This is a genomic window from Rhodococcus sp. BS-15 (assembly GCF_000813105.1).
Lineage (GTDB): Bacteria > Actinomycetota > Actinomycetes > Mycobacteriales > Mycobacteriaceae > Rhodococcoides.
Map to the genome: position 1 here is coordinate 1 of NZ_BAOX01000082.1, position 17,366 is coordinate 17,366.

General features: G+C 64.9%; 15 protein-coding genes and 2 pseudogenes. 9 read left to right on the forward strand and 8 right to left on the reverse strand.

The genetic code is table 11. The features are described from left to right. Positions 1-27: 27 nt before the first annotated feature. From RHBS_RS12130 to RHBS_RS12150, 5 genes are all read right to left on the reverse strand, one after another. Positions 28-417, reverse strand: a complete 390-nt coding sequence (locus tag RHBS_RS12130) for a hypothetical protein (RefSeq protein WP_128645657.1) — start codon at positions 415-417, stop codon at positions 28-30. A gap of 33 nt (positions 418-450) precedes the next feature. Beyond that, positions 451-969 (reverse strand): hypothetical protein, encoded by a 519-nt coding sequence (locus tag RHBS_RS12135; RefSeq protein ID WP_128645658.1) that lies wholly within the window; start codon positions 967-969, stop codon positions 451-453. Positions 970-1,245: 276 nt separating this feature from the next. Then, positions 1,246-2,247 (reverse strand): GAF domain-containing protein, encoded by a 1,002-nt coding sequence (locus tag RHBS_RS12140; RefSeq protein ID WP_128645659.1) that lies wholly within the window; start codon positions 2,245-2,247, stop codon positions 1,246-1,248. A gap of 132 nt (positions 2,248-2,379) precedes the next feature. Then, entirely contained in the window at positions 2,380-2,931 is a 552-nt protein-coding gene (locus tag RHBS_RS12145; RefSeq protein WP_128645660.1) for a hypothetical protein, read from the reverse strand. After that, positions 2,931-4,055, reverse strand: a complete 1,125-nt coding sequence (locus RHBS_RS12150) for an Asp23/Gls24 family envelope stress response protein (protein ID WP_128645661.1) — start codon at positions 4,053-4,055, stop codon at positions 2,931-2,933. The genes RHBS_RS12145 and RHBS_RS12150 overlap by 1 nt, the downstream gene beginning before the upstream one ends. Here RHBS_RS12150 and ilvA point away from each other — a divergent pair. From ilvA to RHBS_RS12170, 4 genes and pseudogenes are all read left to right on the forward strand, one after another. After that, a pseudogene (gene ilvA, locus RHBS_RS12155) lies at positions 4,054-5,216 on the forward strand (threonine ammonia-lyase). The gene RHBS_RS12150 and the pseudogene ilvA overlap by 2 nt on opposite strands. 75 nt (positions 5,217-5,291) lie before the next feature. Beyond that, positions 5,292-8,422, forward strand: a pseudogene (locus RHBS_RS12160) (arabinosyltransferase domain-containing protein). A 55-nt stretch (positions 8,423-8,477) separates the two neighbouring features. Continuing rightward, positions 8,478-9,446: an ATP-binding cassette domain-containing protein gene (locus RHBS_RS12165; protein WP_121873349.1), complete on the forward strand. Its 969-nt coding sequence runs from the start codon at positions 8,478-8,480 to the stop codon at positions 9,444-9,446. Next, the gene (locus RHBS_RS12170) at positions 9,443-10,237 is read left to right on the forward strand and encodes an ABC transporter permease (protein ID WP_121873348.1); all 795 of its coding nucleotides are present in this window, start codon (positions 9,443-9,445) and stop codon (positions 10,235-10,237) included. The genes RHBS_RS12165 and RHBS_RS12170 overlap by 4 nt, the downstream gene beginning before the upstream one ends. Before the next feature lie 64 nt (positions 10,238-10,301). Here RHBS_RS12170 and greA read toward each other — a convergent pair whose 3' ends face one another. After that, positions 10,302-10,796, reverse strand: coding sequence for a transcription elongation factor GreA (gene greA / locus RHBS_RS12175; RefSeq protein WP_032394210.1), 495 nt, complete (start codon positions 10,794-10,796; stop codon positions 10,302-10,304). Between the two features lie 203 nt (positions 10,797-10,999). After that, a complete protein-coding gene (locus RHBS_RS12180; RefSeq protein WP_237669177.1) occupies positions 11,000-11,461 on the reverse strand; it encodes a DUF4307 domain-containing protein in 462 nt (153 codons plus the stop codon). A 103-nt stretch (positions 11,462-11,564) separates the two neighbouring features. Here RHBS_RS12180 and mca point away from each other — a divergent pair, with 103 nt between their 5' ends. From mca to RHBS_RS12200, 4 genes are all read left to right on the forward strand, one after another. Beyond that, a complete protein-coding gene (mca, locus tag RHBS_RS12185) occupies positions 11,565-12,440 on the forward strand; it encodes a mycothiol conjugate amidase Mca (RefSeq protein ID WP_183130553.1) in 876 nt (291 codons plus the stop codon). After that, positions 12,437-12,733: a hypothetical protein gene (locus tag RHBS_RS12190; protein ID WP_128645662.1), complete on the forward strand. Its 297-nt coding sequence runs from the start codon at positions 12,437-12,439 to the stop codon at positions 12,731-12,733. Before mca ends, RHBS_RS12190 begins: the two co-directional genes overlap by 4 nt. After that, the gene (locus tag RHBS_RS12195) at positions 12,708-14,717 is read left to right on the forward strand and encodes a thioredoxin domain-containing protein (protein ID WP_121873345.1); all 2,010 of its coding nucleotides are present in this window, start codon (positions 12,708-12,710) and stop codon (positions 14,715-14,717) included. Before RHBS_RS12190 ends, RHBS_RS12195 begins: the two co-directional genes overlap by 26 nt. A 96-nt stretch (positions 14,718-14,813) precedes the next feature. Beyond that, the gene (locus RHBS_RS12200) at positions 14,814-15,749 is read left to right on the forward strand and encodes a GGDEF domain-containing protein (protein WP_121873344.1); all 936 of its coding nucleotides are present in this window, start codon (positions 14,814-14,816) and stop codon (positions 15,747-15,749) included. A 6-nt stretch (positions 15,750-15,755) separates the two neighbouring features. Here the strand turns inward: RHBS_RS12200 and RHBS_RS12205 are convergent, their stop codons facing one another. Beyond that, positions 15,756-16,421 (reverse strand): hemolysin III family protein, encoded by a 666-nt coding sequence (locus tag RHBS_RS12205; protein ID WP_121873343.1) that lies wholly within the window; start codon positions 16,419-16,421, stop codon positions 15,756-15,758. Positions 16,422-16,553: 132 nt separating this feature from the next. On the opposite strand from RHBS_RS12205, the gene RHBS_RS12210 reads away from it, so the two are divergent. Continuing rightward, positions 16,554-17,336, forward strand: a complete 783-nt coding sequence (locus RHBS_RS12210; RefSeq protein WP_121873590.1) for an isoprenyl transferase — start codon at positions 16,554-16,556, stop codon at positions 17,334-17,336. Positions 17,337-17,366: the final 30 nt, after the last annotated feature.

Consider the following 17,366-nt stretch of genomic DNA (forward strand, 5'->3'; position numbering starts at 1 on the left):
CACATAAGCACACCACTGCCGCAGGCACTAACCCTTCGGCGACGAGAACGGACTGATGCCTGCGCTGATCGGTGCCGCAAGTGCTGCAACGACGGCTATGGACGCCCAGAACGTCGGTGAGTCCAGCATGAGACCGCCTGCGAGACCACACACGGCGACGACGACGCCGCATCCCACCAGCAGTCCCGACCCGACCGTGACGTGAGCGAGGTGGTCTCGCGTCGGATCACGTCGGGCTCCGAGCCACACCATCGTTCCCGAAGTGACGAAGGCAAGAGGGGCGAAGAAGAAGAGGGAGCTGCCGCCGAGCTTCGACGAGACACTGACGATCAACAGCACGGCTCCGAATGCCACAGGGGCGGCGAGGGGCATCCCGCCGGACCATCGCTCGAACTTGTTTCGGGTGGGAGCTGTCATGGCATTGGTTCCTTTCCTGGGGAGAAGGGCATGTCAGAGTAGGTACTCCGCGAATATTCCGCCGCCGCAGGACAATGCCGCGATCAGGCCGACTCGCCTCAGGACGAACTTGGCAGCCTTGTCCCACGAGTTCACTTGGCTTTCGATCGCCTCCCAAGCACCGACTGCGCCGAAGAAGTCGATTCCGAGGCAGGCACCGACTACTCGCTTGATTTCATCGGTGACTCCACGCGCCTGAGGTCCCGTGGGAGTCGGCTGCCTGTCGAGGACGTTGCCGGTCTCGTCGACGATCGTCACAGTCGCATCATCGCTGATCTGAAAGCCGGCTGTGCCGGCGGGGAGTGGATTGCGGCCCTGTTCTGCCAGCGAAGCATTGAGCGAGGCAACTTCTTCTGCGCTCACGGGGACGAATTCCTCGACGGTGGAGGACACCGCGGGTGGCGCGGGTTGAGCAAGAGCAACAGCGGCCCCGCTCATCGACGTCACGGCGATCATCGAGCCGGCGATCAGGGCGATGGAGGCGGTGCGAGTCCGAGCTGAAATGCGGTTCATGATGTCTCCCGTTCGTGAGTATGGGGCGATTCGGCGACGTGATGCCGGCTGTCGTTCGGACCGAGCCGGGTGCAGTGCCACAACGGATCTGGGCCGGTTGCGTACTCGATGGGATCGGCCTGGAACGAGAGCGCACGCTCGTCCGGCGATCTGCAGTTGTGCGGACCATCCCGAGAGAGACAAGGTAGGTCGCGGGTTACGCCTCGTTGACCGAGTCTTTGCGTAACACACCGAACTTTAAACCCGTTGGTGCCGAAGCGCCAGCGCTGCGCGCGATCAGATGCAGGCCTCGGTCACCGTCACCAGCGCGAGCCGAGGTTCTGTATCGTCAGGGAGCATCGGCAGAGCACAAGCGGTCACCGTGTGCGTGGTGTAGCCGCCGTCTCGGTCTCTGAATCGGACGGTAATGCTCGGTTCGTCTCCTGCTCCGCCGGCCCGGGACACTGATTTCGCGAGTGTTTCGACTGCTCCGTCGTCGTCCGGGTGCACTCGCGGTCGCGGGTCGGTCGGGTCGAGATTCCAGGCGATGGACGGCGGCGGCGGCCCGTGCCAGTACAAGGTTTCCAGCGTGCACAGATCGACTATTGCGGTGTGGTGTCGTGCGGTGACAGAGGCACCCGCTACGAGCCCGCTCATCGTCTCCTGGACTCCGGTAGGGGATGGATAGTTCATGACGAACGGACCGCGGTCGATTGCGATGCCGCGCAGACAGCGACCTTCGCCTTCGACGGTAGTGTGCGCCAGCACCCGAATTCGATGTAACTCGTCCGTGGTCCAACGCTGGGTGGCGTCGAGATCCACTGTGTCGCCGACTGCGCTGGATACCAGCATCGCGAGGACGTCGGTGGCTCGCAATCCGAAATCCAACGTCGCCATCGCTTCTGCTACCGACAAGTGCGCCACATCGGCATTCAGCGCCGGGGAGTCCTTGGAGTGGGCAGTGCCGCGAGTCAGGTTCCAGCGAAAGGCCCAAGCATTCGACGGCGGGGAGTCGCACGTGCCTGGATGCAGTCTGGCCCACACCGCCTGGACCGTACCGTCGTCCCCACGAATCGGACGGGCCGAGACGTACCTGCCCGGCCCGCATTCGATGTCCACATCCCTGCCCGATTCTGCACACCGAGAAACCGCATCACGTGCGTGGATCGAGTCGGACGACCTCCTCAGGAACACCGCCATGGGAACCTTGCTCTTCTGCGTCGTCCCTACAGCCACCACGCACGCCGCCGAGTCCGGTTCGAGAAGAATCAACAGCCAGTCGCCGTTCCTACGCCCCATCGAGTCGGACTCCCTTCCACTCGAGTCGAGTTCCGCGGATCTTCCCTGCTTCGGGTCGTGTACCGACACCGTACCGGTGAATCCGACAGAAGGGACAGGTGGCCGGGCCTGTCGCAGTGCCGCGCGGCCGCGTTACCGCCGCTTGTCGACGTGCAATTGAACGCGGGTGGCGACGTGCGCTCCAGCGAGTGATTCGGCCACGAAGGCGGCTCGTGATTCGGCCAGGGCGGTGAATGTCATGACATCGAAATCTGCTGCAGCATAGACGGACACGGCTACGGTGGGCATTCCTCGATCATCGATTGCCGTACCGCGGGCGCGTCGAACACCGGGGAACTCGGCCAACTCCGCGGCGACGCCCGATGCGATGGCGCTCAGGTCCACGTGCGCCGAGAAATGGGGTTCCTCGATGACACTTGCCGTTCCGGTCGTGCGCGGGGAGAAGTTGCCGATCAACAGAAGCAGTGCCATGACAACTGCGATGCAGACAACCACAGCCAGCATCGGCACCCACCAGCCCTGTTCCGGCAATTCCGAAATTCGTACACGGTCGAAGTGAGACAGCGTTTCTCGCGCCCACGGAATGTCGTAATGCCAGGCAAGCGCAAATCCGCCACCCGCGATCAAGCCCACTCCGACCGCGATGACAAGGAGTCGGTCCACACCGGCGACGAACGTCTTCATCACGACACCCTCGTCGGAGCTGCCACCGACTGCTTCACCGTCAGTCGTCGTCCGCCCGCAGCAACCGACAGTGTCGGAGCCAGTGCCTCGCGCACGGTGGCGTCCACGTGCTCGGCATCGACAGCCCTGTCACGCTCTATTCGCACCTCGATCTTCCTGCGCGTGACAACGGTGTGTGCATCCACCACTCCGTGCGTGGACTGCGCTGCAGCACTGCACAATCGAGCTATGTCGGTCGGTGTGGCCCAGACAGTCGGCACCGACGCGCCCAGGCCGGAATGCGTCTTCGTTCGTGGCTTGACCCCCATGAACAGGAGAAGCAGCCCGAGAACGGCGGCTCCGATCGCGGCGGCGATCATCCAACTCTGCCAGTGCAATCGGGCGATCCAGGACACAGCGTCGGCGATCCACGGGCTACCACCGAGGTGGCCGTGCGCGATCAGGAATTCCCTGCCGGCGACGAAGGCCACACCGAGGAGTGCGAACCCGAACAACAGTGCCACCGGCATCGCGGCCGGCCCGGCAGTGGGTGGACGAGGTGGAATGATTTGCGATTCTTCGGTATTCGAAGTGGACGAGAAGCCTGTGTCCAACGTGGTGTCCGATACCAGGACGTTCACCCGATGTACGTGCAGCCCCGTCATCGTCGCCAACGCAGCCTCGACGGTGGCGTGCACGGACTCGGTCACCTCGGTGATCTGCGACGGCCAGGTCACCCCGATGTAGAGGTTGACGGCGATCGTGTCCTCGCCGAGGGTGACGTCGGCGCGCGGCAGTTCTCGGCCGGTCAGTCGCGAGAAGCCGCCGGTGGTGCGCGTGACCCGAGGATCCTTCAATGTCGCCGCGATGGCGGTCCGGGAAATGGCCCGATCCTTGATCTCGACGCTGCCACGCATCTCGCGGCCGTTGTCGACATCGTCGGATCCAGCCTGCGTCATCACCGAGAATCCTTTGCGCCGGTCGCGGCTCGCTGTGGTGCGGCACGCGCTCCACAACTGTAGTGACGACCGGTGGCGGATGACGTCACGAGAGTAATTGTTCCTGCATACTGCCACCGTGTCGGAAATTGTGCGGGTGACCGCGTCGGATATCGCCTCGGCCGAGGAGCTGCTGGAGCCGGTCATGCGCCGGACCCCCGTGGTGGCCTCGCGAATTCTGTCGGACCTGACCGGCCACGAGGTGCGCCTCAAGTGCGAGAACCTGCAGCGCACCGGATCGTTCAAGCCGCGCGGGGCGTACAACCGCATCGCCAGGCTCGACGCCGAGCAGCGCGCACGCGGAGTCGTCGCGGCCAGCGCCGGTAATCACGCTCAGGGCGTAGCTGGGCGGCGTCGCAGGTGGGGATCGACTCGACCGTGTTCATGCCGGTGGGAGTGTCGTTGCCCAAGCTCGTCGCCACCAAGGCCTACGGCGCGACGGTTCATCTGGTGGGCAACACGGTGGACGAGGCGCTGAAGTCGGCGAGGGAATTCGCCGAACGCACCGGTGCCACCCTCATTCACCCGTTCGACCACCTGGACATCGTCGCTGGGCAGGCGACGCTGGGAACCGAACTGCTGCAACAGATGCCGGACGTCGGCACCATCGTGATTCCCACCGGTGGCGGAGGCCTGTTGGCCGGTGTCGCCGCAGCGGTCAAGCTGACCAAGCCCGGCATCAGGATCGTCGGCGTGCAGGCAGAGGGCGCTGCCGCATGGCCGGCGTCGCTGAAGGCGGGGCATCCGATCGCGTTGGCATCGATGTCGACGATGGCCGACGGCATCGCGATCGGCCTGCCCGGATCGGTGCCGTTCGATCACGTGCAGGGCTGGGTCGACGACGTGGTGACCGTCAGCGAGGATGCGCTCTCGCGTGCGTTGGTGCTGTGCATCGAGCGCGCGAAACTCATAGTGGAACCGGCGGGCGCGGCGGCGGTGGCAGCTCTGATGACGCATTCTGCGGACGAACTCGGATTGACCGGCTCCGTCTGTGCCATTCTCTCCGGCGGGAACATCGACCCACTGCTGCTCACTCACGTCATTACTCACGGCCTTCGAGCGGGTGGACGTTATCTCGCTGTACGCGTGACCATTTCGGACAAGCCGGGCGGACTCACCGGGGTACTCGGGGTGGTGCGCGATGCCGGGGCCAGTGTCGTCGACGTCGTCCACTCCCGTACCGGCGGACGCCTGGGCCTCGAGGAGGTCGACGTGATGTTGACCGTCGAGACCCGCGGACCCGACCACCGCGGTTCGGTGCTCGATGCCTTGGGCGCGGCCGGGTACGCCGTGCACGTCGAGAACTGACGCGCCGGGCCCGCTCGGACCCGACTGGTACTTTGATCAGCGACTTGGACCAGGACATCGGTGGGAGATATTTGCATGGCTCGGCTTGTCGCGATCGTCTCCGCTGTCCTGGGAATTCTGCTGACGATCGCGATACCGCTGTTGCCGATCGAGCAGCAGCAGTCCTCGCTGACATGGCCGCAGTCGAACACGATCGGCAGTGTCGAAGCTCCGCTCGTCGGTTACACCCCGATCAGCGTCGACGCGACCATTCCGTGCCCTGCCGCGAACCGATTGCCCGACGGCGGGCTGTTGTTGTCCACCTCGCCCAAGGGATCGCCCGACGCCTATCGCTACGGTCTCGTTGCCGAGGTGACGGGCGGTGAGGCGTCGCAGTTGAAGGTGACGTTGCGTGATTCCGTCCTCCTCGAGAAGCCGGTATCGGAACTCAGCCCTTCGACTGCGGGCGACTGCGCTTTGACGATCACCTCGAACAGCACGGCGACCACCGTCGGGCTGACGGGCGAAGACACCGTCTCTCGCGAGGGCGACGTGCGGCCACAGTTGGTGGGCGTGTTCAGCGATCTTCAGGGCAACATTCCCGGTCTGCAGCTGCAGGCAGAGCTGGACAGCAGGTTCTCGTCGACCCCGAGCGCGCTGAAGTGGTTCGCGATGATCGTCGGTGTACTCGCCACGGGCATCTCACTGGTCGCGCTGCACCGCCTCGACCTGTCCGACGGCGACGTGCTCGACGGTTCCTCCCTCGTCGCTGGTGGACGTTCGGCGCTGCCGACGCGGTGGTGATCGGGACGCTGGTGGTGTGGCATCTTATCGGCGCGAACACCTCCGACGACGGCTACCAGCTGGGCATGGCGCGCACGGCCGATCACGCCGGTTACATGGCCAACTACTTCCGCTGGTTCGGTGTGCCCGAGACACCCTTCGGCACACCGCTGTACGACATGTTCGCCCTCCTCTCGCACGTATCGACGGCCAGTGTGTGGATGCGGTTGCCGACGCTGATCTGCGCCGTGGTGCTGTGGCTCGTCATCAGTCGCGAGGTGATCCCGCGGTTCGGTGCGGCTGCTCGCACGTCGAAGACCGCGCTGTGGACCGGTGGCCTGGTGATGCTCGCGTTCTGGCTGCCGTACAACAACGGCCTGCGCCCGGAGCCGTTCGTGGCGCTCGGAGTGTTGCTGACGTGGTGCTCGGTGGAGCGATCCATCGCAACGCGCAGGTTGCTGCCTGCGGCCGCGGCGATTCTCATCGCGGCGTTGACGGTCACCCACGGACCCTCCGGTTTCATCTGCTTCGCTCCGCTCATAGCTGGAGCCAGGCCGGTGTTGCAGATCGTCGTCGCCCGCGCTCGGCAGTTCCGCAGTACAACACTGGGCGCGGCGACGTTGCTGGCCCCGTTGATCGCGTCGGGCACCGTGGTGCTGGTGTTCGCATTCGGCAACCAGACCGTGGCCGGCATGCTCGAGATGCAACGGGTGCACAACGCGGTCGGGCCGAGCCAGGCCTGGTTCGACGAGTACCTGCGCTACCAGTGGCTGATGAACATGGACATCGACGGCTCGCTCGCGCGCCGCTTCGGGGTGTTCGTGATGATCGTCTCGCTGATCGCGGTGGTCGTTGCCATGCTGCGCAAGGGCGGCAAGATCCCCGGCACCGCAACCGGTCCCGCGCGTCGCATCGTCGGCATCACCGTCGGGGCGATGGCCTTGATGATGATCACCCCCACCAAGTGGACCCACCACTTCGGTGTCTTCGCCGGACTCGCCGCATCGGTTGCGGTACTGGCAGCCGTGGCGACCGGTGCGGCGGTACTGCGATCGCGGCGCAACCGACTCCTGTTCGCCGCGTCGGTCTCGTTTCTACTGGCCGTCGCGTTCACCGGAACCAACGGCTACTGGTACGTCTCCGCATGGGGAGTTCCGTTCTGGGACAAGCCGATCCTCGTTGCCGGCCTCGGCATCTCGACCATGTTCCTCGGCCTGACCCTGCTGCTGTTGCTCGCTGCCGTCTGGTTCCACCTCCGCGAGCCGTATGTGCTCACCGCCAAACCGATGGCGCGATGGTGGTCGGTGCCACCGATCGCTGTCGGGGCCGCTCTGATGGTGCTGGTGGCCGTCGCGTCGATGGCCAAGGGCGCTGTGGCGCAATGGCCGTCGTACTCGATCGCGAAATCGAATCTCACGGCGCTGACCGGAAACACGTGTGGTCTTGCGAACGACGTACTGCTGGAAACCGACCCCAATGCCGATGTGCTGCAACCGGTCACCGGAGACGCGTTTGCCGCACTGAGCGCAGAGAACGACGGGTTCACCCCCGATGGTGTGGCGGGCGACCTCACCGCAGACAAGGAATCCTCGGCGTCGGGCACCTCGAACACCGTCGACACCGGAGAGCAGCAGCAGCCGACGTCTACCACCGGTGCCGGAACCGGCGGCAGCGCACTGCCGTTCGGCCTCGATCCGGCCACTGTGCCCGTGCTCGGTTCGTTCGGGTCCACTGCCCCCGCCACCCTGACGACAGGGTGGTACGCACTGCCCGCCGATCCCGGCGACCTGATCTCCATCGCCGCTGCCGGACGCATCCGGTCGGTGGACTCCGACGGCATCGTCACCTACGGCCAGAGCCTCGAACTCGAGTACGGCGTGGACGGCCGGGCGCAGGGACGCGTGACGCCCATCGACATCGGCCCGGCGCCGTCGTGGCGCAATCTGCGCGTGCCCATGGACCAGATTCCGGCCGGTGCCAACACCATTCGGTTGGTGCTCACCGACGCCGATCGCGATCCCGACCAGTGGTTGGCGGTCACCCCGCCGCGAGTTCCGCGTACTCAGACGTTGAACGAGGTCGTCGGCCGTGACGCTCCGGTGCTGCTGGACTGGGAAGTCGGCTTCAACTTCCCCTGCCAGCGTCCGTTCGACCACCGCCTCGGCGTCGCCGAGGTTCCGCAGTATCGGGTGCTGCCGGACCGCAGCGGTGCCGTCATCACCAATGCGTGGCAGGACCACTACGGCGGCGGGCCACTCGGATGGATCGACATCGTCGCCTCGGCCCGCACCATTCCGTCGTATCTGGCCGGCGACTGGGATCGCGACTGGGGATCGATCGAGCAGTACATCCCGTACGACGAGTCGGCGCAGGCGGCGCAGATCACAGCCGAAGAGGTCCAGCGTTCGGGCCTGTGGACGCCGGGTCCGATCAAAACCGGTTAATCTCTACGCGTTCGGAGGTCCTTACACCGACCAGGAAAGAAACGGGGATAGGGCAATGGCGAACGCTATAGAAGTAGAGGGCCTCGTACTTCGGTACGGCAAGAACGTCGCGCTCGACGGGATCGATTTCACCGTTCCCGAGGGCACGGTGCTGGGTGTGCTCGGCCCCAACGGTGCCGGGAAGACCACGGCGGTCCGCATTCTCGCCACCTTGTTGCAGGCGACGTCGGGCTCGGCCCGAATCTTCGGGCTCGACGTGGCGACGCAGGCCAACGAGGTGCGCAGCACGATCGGGCTGACCGGTCAGTTCGCGGCCGTGGACGAGTACCTGACCGGCTACGAGAATCTCGAGATGGTCGGCCGACTGTTCGGCCTACGCAAGGCCGAGGCGAAGAAGCGCGCCGACGAACTGCTCGAACGGTTCGACCTGCAGTACGCGCGTGACCGCACCGCAAAGCAGTACTCCGGTGGTATGCGTCGGCGACTCGACATCGCAGCCAGCCTGATCGGTCGACCGCGGGTGGTGTTCCTCGACGAGCCGACCACCGGACTCGATCCACGTAGCCGAATCACCATGTGGGAGTTCATCGCGGATCTCGTCCGCGACGGTACGACCATTCTGTTGACCACCCAGTACCTCGAGGAGGCCGATCGACTGGCCGATTCGATCATCGTGCTGAACAAGGGCAAGATCATCGCCCGCGGCACAGCAGACGAGCTCAAGGCCCAAACCGGCGGCGAGCGAGTCGAATTCGTGCTCACCGATCGGTCCCAGGTCGATCAGGCCGAACGGATTCTGGCTCCGATCGGCGTCGAACCGCCCACGTTCGACGAACAGGTGGGCCGAATCGTCATGCCGGTCAACGGAGGCTCGAAAGACCTTGCCACTGCACTGGCCCAGCTGGAGGAAAACGGAATCGGTGTGGTCGACGTCGGACTGCGCAGGCCCAACCTCGACGATGTGTTCCTGAGCCTGACCGGTCAGACCACCGGCGAGCCCGAGACGGCGGAGGAAGAGAAATGAGCAACGTTTTCCTGGACTCCGCGATCATCACGAAGCGAAACCTGATCAAGCTCAAGCGAGTTCCCGATCTGCTGTTCTTCGCCATGCTCTCGCCGATCATGTTCGTGCTGCTCTTCGCCTACGTCTTCGGCAGTGCCATCGACGTACCCGGCATCGACTACAAGAGCTTCCTGATGGGTGGCATCTTCGTGCAGACGATGATCTTCGGTGCTTCGCTCACCGGGTCGTCGCTGGCCGAGGACCTGCAGAAGGGTGTGATGGACCGGTTCCGATCGCTGCCTATGGCACGGTCGGCAGTCGTCATCGGGCGCACCGCGGCGGATGTCGGCAACAACCTCGTCACCATCACGATCATGTCGATCACCGGACTCATCGTGGGCTGGCGCATAACGTCCTCGTTCTTCGACGCTCTGCTCGGGTACGTGTTGCTGCTGCTGTTCGCGTACTCGATCTCGTGGGTGATGGCGCTGGTGGGGCTTACGGTGCGTTCGCCGGAGATCTTCAACAACGCGTCGTTCATCGTGATCTTCCCGTTGACGTTCATCGCCAACACCTTCGTTCCGATCGACAATTTCCCGAGCGTGCTCAAGACGATCGCGGAGTGGAATCCGATCTCGTCGGTGACGTTGGCAGTGCGAGAGCAGTTCGGCAACACCAACCCGATGGCACCGCCGCCGGAGGTGTGGCCACTGCAGAACCCCGTGCTCTACACACTGATCTGGGTCGTGTTGATGCTCGTGGTGTTCGTGCCGCTGTCGGTACGCAAGTACCAGAAGACGATGACCGCCTGACATCCACGCAGAAGCACCCCCGGTCGCTCGGCGACCGGGGGTGCTTTTCCCTCTGCGAGAAGGCTTACGTGTGGTACGGCTCCGCGCTGACGAGCGTGACCTTCATGGTCTTGCCGTTGGGCAGCGTGTACTCGCGGGTGTCGCCGACCTTGGCGTCGATGAGCGATCCGCCCAGCGGTGACGCGGGGGAGTACACCTCGAGCTTGTTGTCGCGGGCACCCTCTTCGCGAGTGGCGATCAGGAACGTCTCGGTGTCGGACTCGTCGCCGTCGTAGTAGACCTTGACGACGGACCCGGGAAGGGCGACACCGGACTGAGTGGGTGCCTCGCCGACCTTCGCGTTGTTGAGCAGCTCCTGCAGCTGGCGGATACGTGCTTCCTGCTGGCCCTGCTCTTCGCGCGCAGCGTGGTAGCCGCCGTTCTCCTTCAGATCGCCCTCTTCGCGACGCTCGTTGATCTCGGCGGCGATGACGGGGCGATTGGAAATGAGCTGGTCGAGTTCGCTCTTGAGCCTGTCGTGTGATTCCTGGGTAAGCCAGGTCACCTGGGTCTCGGTCATCTCGATCACTCCCTCGTAGTCGGAATCTCGAGTTCGGATTCCGGTTTCTGAGCAGGTAGGGCACGCAACGAACAGGGGACTCCAATGGTTGGATCCCCTTGGTCGGCCCACATCCTGGAGCCGTCGTCATCGTTCGCAGGTGAACCCTGCCCGCAATGCAGCAATACACGGCACCTTCTGCGGTGGCCGTGTATGACCCGAGCTTACCACGAACAGGCAGTTCGCCTATCGGGCTCGTAAATATTCGGGAACATCGAGCTGCAGCCGTAGACGTCGCCGACGGCAGGGGCGGCCGACGTCGTCACCTCGGTGGTCATCTCCACGGTGGTGGACGCCGACTCCGGGGGGATGTACACCTCGCGTCTGCCGGTCTCGGAGCCGTCGCGCGATCGGGCGCGAACGATGCACACGGCCGGTTGCTCGGGATCCTGCCGGGTCACGCTGAACCGGATCGACATCGTGTTCTCGTCGACGATGTCGAACGAGAGCTGACTGCCTTCGATGGGTTTGACCGAGAACTTGCTGTACGCGTAGTAGGCCACGCCTGTGCCGACCAGCAGGACCAAGGCCACGAGTGCGATCTTCGTCGCACGTTTCGGGGCCTGCCGAATGCCGCTCGGACCGGAACCCGACGGGTATCTACCTGCGGGAAGTGCGTTGGTCATGTCAGCTCTCGGGGTCGATTCGGGGGTGCCGCTGGGGGCCTGTCGGCGTCAGGTGGAACTATAGGTGAGGCAAGAACCAGGCGAATCCGAGGTGAGGAAGAACGTGTCCGGACTGCGGCTCATGGCAGTGCATGCCCATCCCGACGACGAGTCCAGCAAAGGTGCTGCGACAACGGCTCGCTACGCGGCCGAAGGACACGAGGTTCTGGTCGTCACGCTCACCGGCGGCGAGCGGGGCGACATCCTCAATCCGGCGATGGACATTCCGGGAGTGCACGAGCGCATCCGTGATGTTCGACGCGAGGAGATGGCCGAGGCCGCCCGTATCCTCGGCGTTCGGCAGACCTGGCTCGGCTTCGAGGACTCCGGGTTGCCCGAGGGCGATCCTCTGCCGCCGCTTCCGGACGGCTGCTTCGCGCTGGTTCCGCTGGAGGTCTCCACCGAGGCCCTGGTGAAGGTGGTGCGCGAGTTCAAGCCGCACGTCATCACCACCTACGACGAGAGAGGCGGCTACCCACACCCGGACCACATTCGCTGCCACGAGGTCTCGATGGCGGCGTGGGAGGCAGCGGGGGATCCCGAACGGTTCCCCGACGCGGGTGAGCCCTGGACTCCGCTCAAGCTCTACTACTCGCACGGGTTCATTCGTAAGCGCATGCAGCTCTTCCACGACTGGTTCATCGACCGCGGTGAGGAGAGCCCGTTCGTCGACTGGCTGAAGCGGTGGGACGGCCAGCGCGACGAGATCATGGGTCGTATCACCACGCAGGTCACCGTCGGCGACTACTTCGAGCATCGCGACGACGCACTACGCGCACACGCGACGCAGATCGATCCCAACGGGTCGTTCTTCGCTGTGCCGCTGGACGTACAACGCAAGCTGTGGCCCACCGAGGAGTTCGAGCTGGCCCGCACTCGGGTCACGACGTCGCTGCCCGAGACGGACCTGTTCGCCGGAATAGAAGAGACCGAGAAATGATCGTTTCGATCCTCGCCCAGCAGCCCACCGGTCCCGAATTCGGCAAGTCCTCGCCGATCGGTCTGGTGATCCTGGTCGCGCTGTTGGTCGGAACGGCACTGCTGATCTGGTCCATGAACAAGAAGATCAAGCGTCTGCCCGCCACGTTCGAGAAGGAGGATCCGACGTTGGATCAGGCCCTCGACGAGGGCACCGACCGCGGCGGGATTGCAGATCCATTTCCACCGGAACAGAATCGACCCAAACCCGCCGTCTCCGACGAGCCTGATGCTCGACGCCAATGCCCTGGGTGAGTCCACCAGCCCGTATCTGAGGCAGCACGCGGACAACCCGGTGCACTGGCAGCAGTGGGGACCGAAGGCTCTGCAGTCGGCCCGCGATCGCGATGTTCCGATCCTGCTGTCGATCGGATACTCGGCGTGCCATTGGTGCCACGTCATGGCCCACGAGTCGTTCGAGGACGAGGCGACCGCGGCACTGATGAACGAGCATTTCGTGTGCATCAAGGTCGATCGCGAAGAACGACCCGACCTCGACTCGGTGTACATGAAGGCCACCGTCGCAATGACCGGCCAAGGCGGGTGGCCGATGACGTGTTTCCTGACCCCCGACACCGAACCGTTCTACTGCGGCACGTACTTTCCACCGGCCCCGCGTCAGGGAATGCCGTCGTTCCAGCAGTTGCTCACCGCGATCGCCGACACCTGGTCGACGCGGCGACAGGAGGTGTTCGACGCCTCCGCCGACATCGTCGCCGAACTGCGCAAGCACAGTGCAGGCGTGCCCGCAGGCGGTCGCCCGATCGACGCCGATGCGCTGGCGGCCTCGGTCTCGGCGATCTGCGCCGACGAAGACACCACCTACGGCGGCTTCGGCCGGGCACCGAAGTTCCCACCCGGCGCGCTGCTCGAAGGTCTGCTCCGGCACTACGAGCGCACCGGCGATTCCGAGGTCCTCGGCGTCGTTCGCCGTACCGCGTCGGCGATGGCGCGTGGTGGCATCTACGACCAGCTGGGCGGTGGATTCGCGCGCTACTCCGTCGATGCCGAGTGGGTCGTCCCGCACTTCGAGAAGATGCTCTACGACAACGCTCTGCTGTTGCGGTTCTACGCGCACGCAGCCCGGGTCGACGAGGATGCACTCGCCCGGCGGGTGGCGTCGGACACTGCGGAGTTCATTCTCCGCGAATTACGCACGGAGAACGGCTGTTTCGCGTCGGCACTCGATGCCGACACCGAAGGTATCGAGGGTCTGACCTACGCGTGGACTCCGGAACAACTGACCGAGACCCTCGGCTTCGAGGACGGTGTCTGGGCAGCCGGATTGTTCGCGGTGAACTCGGCAGGCACGTTCGAGGCCGGCATGTCGGTACTGCAGCTGCCCGCCGAACCCGAGGATTACGACCGGTTCGCACGGGTGCGCAGCACATTGTCTGCCGCTCGCTCGACTCGGCCGCAACCCGGCCGCGACGACAAGGTCGTCACCGCCTGGAACGGGTTGGCGATCACCGCACTGGTCGAGGCCGGTACCGGTCTGGGGCAGCCGCGCTGGGTCGACGCGGCAGTCGAGTGCGGCGAGCAACTGTTCGCCGGACATGTCGAGTCTGGCCGGATCCGCCGCGCCTCGCTCGGCAGCGCAGTCGGCGAGGCCACCGGCGTGCTCGAGGACTACGCGTGTCTCGCGGTCGCTGCGGCAGCGTTGTTCCAGGCCACCGGAGACGCAGTCTGGACCGAGCGCATGACGTCGATCATCGATGCTGCGATCGACCACTTCGCGGACCCAGACGACGTGGGCGGGTGGTTCGACACCGCCGACGATGCCGAGACTCTCGTGACCCGGCCTCGCGACCCGATCGACGGGGCCACCCCGTCGGGCGCATCCACGATGGCCGAGGCGCTGCTCACCGCAGCTGCGTTGGTCGATCACAACTCCTCGGCGCGCTACGGCAGACTGGCGGCTGCGTCGTTGGCGCGATCGGCCTCGATTCTCGAACGAGCGCCCAGGTCCGGTGGGCACTGGCTGGCCGTCGCCGAAGCGTCCGTTCGTGGTCCGATTCAGATCGCCGTGTCGACGGCGCCCGGCGGTGAGCTGCTCTCGGCTGCGCGGGCCCTCGCTCCGGGAGGTTCCGTGGTGGTGGCAGGCGTGACGGATTCGTCGGTACTGCTGACCGACCGTCCACCCGTCGACGGCCTCGAAACGGCATACGTGTGTCGTGGCTTCGTGTGCGACCGTCCTGTGACCTCTGCCGAAGATTTGTCGTTCGCACTGCAGAGGTGACGACGCTCGTCGATGCTTCGACGGAGGAACAGTACTGTTGCCCGAAGTTTCCCCGGCCTGGGGCGGTCGAACGTCTAGCAATGGATCGACGGTGTCATGAGTGAAGGTGTCATGAATGAGGGTGTGATGCGTGCGGACACCGTGCACGAGGCGGTGACCGACGAACAGCGCGCTGCCGTCGCCGAGTTCGTGGCCGCGGTTCCGATGGCGGTCATGGTGCATTCGATGCAGTACGAGGTGGTCGGTGCCAACATCCTGTGCGAGGGCGTGCTCGGGTGCGCGGTGGACGACATGGTGGGTCGACCCGTGGCAGATTTCGTGCCGCTCGGGGATCGCGCGTCCGCGACGCGCATCGCGGTCCAGCTCGAGCACCGCTACCCCGACGCAGGCTCCACCGAACACGGTCGACCGGTCGGCGCTCTGCGCCGAGTGCGGCGCGGCGACGGAGAGGTCGTCTCCTGCTGGATGCACGTCGGAATCTCGATGATCGCGGGGCGACGGTTCATCGTCGCACTGCTGGACCTGGTCAATCCCGTCGTGGACGACACCGTTCGTTGGCGCGATCGCGCCGAGCGCGACGAACTGACCGGATTGCTGCGACGAGGCCCCCTGCTCGCCCACGTCGACGAATGGATCGTCGAGGATCTGCCGGTTGCCCTGGCCTTCGTCGACGTCGATCGGTTGAAATCGATCAACGACGCGCACGGTCACCCGGCAGGTGACGCCCTGCTGGAGGCAGCGGGACGTCGACTGCACCAGTGGTCGCCGCGCGGAAGCGTCGTCGGCCGATACGCAGGAGACGAGTTCGTGTTCGCCGTGACGTTCGACGGGCCGATGGGGCTCGACAGCGCCGAAGTCACGGAATCGGTGCGGTCGGCGATCTGCGGCGAGCCGGTGCCGTTCGGATCGAGTCTGCTCGGGGTGTCGGTGAGTGTGGGCGTTGCGGTGCGTGAGCCGGGGGAGTCGAGAGAAGCGCTGATTCAGCGCGCCGACGCGCTGATGTATCGAGACAAGGCATCCCGAACCACCTGAGGGCGATCAGAACAGTACGAGCCACACGGCAACAAGGTGGCAGGTTGCCGCCAATACCGTTGCTACGTGGAAGAACTCGTGATGGCCGAAGGTCGTCGGCCATGGATTCGGCCACTTGGTGGCATACAGCACGGCTCCGATGCTGTAGAAGACTCCGCCCACGAGCAGCAACACGAACGGTGCATAGCCGACGTGGTCGATCAGCGCGGGTGCGACCGGGACGATCGCCCAGCCGAGGAGCAGGTACAGCGGTACCCCGACCCATCGGGGAGCGGTGGGCCACAACATCTTCAGGGCAACCCCGGCGAGGGCCCCGACCCAGACGACGATCAGCAACGTGCGTCCGGTCGAGGCGGGTAGGCCCAACACCGCGAACGGGGTGTAGCTACCTGCGATGAACAGGAAGATCATCGAATGATCGGCGCGCTTCATCCAGATCTGCGACGCCGTGGTCTTCCAGTGCACGCGATGGTAGGTGGCACTGACCCCGAACACGCCGCAGACGGTGATGGAATACACGCTCACGGCCACACCCGCACTGACCGAGACCATGCTGAACGCGAGCGTGACGAGAGTGATCGCGCACACCACCGCCACGCCGAACGCGTACAGGTGAATCCAGCCGCGCATACGTGGTTTGACGGGTATCTCGTCCAGTCCGAACATCGTCATGAAAGATCGCCTCCCGTGCCGCCGCCTGAACCTACGCAACCGTAGGTTCTGACGCTACTGTACCGGCGACCGGCTCGCAGACGTCGGCGTAAGGTGATCCTTCGTGGTGATGAGAGCAGCGGTGACGAAGCAGTGGTGATCATTCCGCAGAAGGTCCGCGGCGTTCTCTACAACGTGTACGAGCGGCGTCTGCTGAGCCAGCTCGAAGGGGTTCAGCACCCGCGGCACGTGGCAGTGATGTGCGACGGCAATCGCCGCTGGGCGCGCGAGAACGGGTTCACCGACGTCGCGCACGGGCACCGCATGGGCGCGCTGAAGATCGCCGAGATGCTCGGCTGGTGCGACGCCGCCGGAATCGAGATGGCCACCATCTACCTGCTCTCCACCGAGAACCTCCGCCGAGATGCGGACGAATTGGATTCGTTGCTCGACATCATCACCGACGTCGTCGAGGAGATCTGCGGACCCGAGATGAACTGGGGCGTCAAACTCGTCGGCACACTCGACCTGCTGCCCGCATCGACCTCGCGTCGGCTCAAAGAGGCGGCAGCGCTGACCGAGGGTCGGTCGGGAACGCACGTCAATGTCGCCGTCGGATACGGCGGGCGGCAGGAAATCGCCGACGCCGTCCAGTCCCTGGTGAGCGAGAAGATCGCCGAGGGCGTCAGCGGCGACGAGCTGGTGGCATCGATCAACGTCGACGAGATCGGTAGTCACCTCTACACCTCCGGCCAACCCGATCCGGATCTCGTGATCCGCACCTCGGGCGAACAGCGACTCTCCGGCTTTCTGCTGTGGCAGAGCGCGTACTCGGAAATCTGGTTCACCGAGGCCTACTGGCCCGAATTCCGTCGCGTCGACTTCCTGCGCGCGCTGCGCGACTTCGCGGCCAGACACCGCCGGTTCGGTATCTGACGTGCACTGTAGTTCGTAGCCTGCTACGAG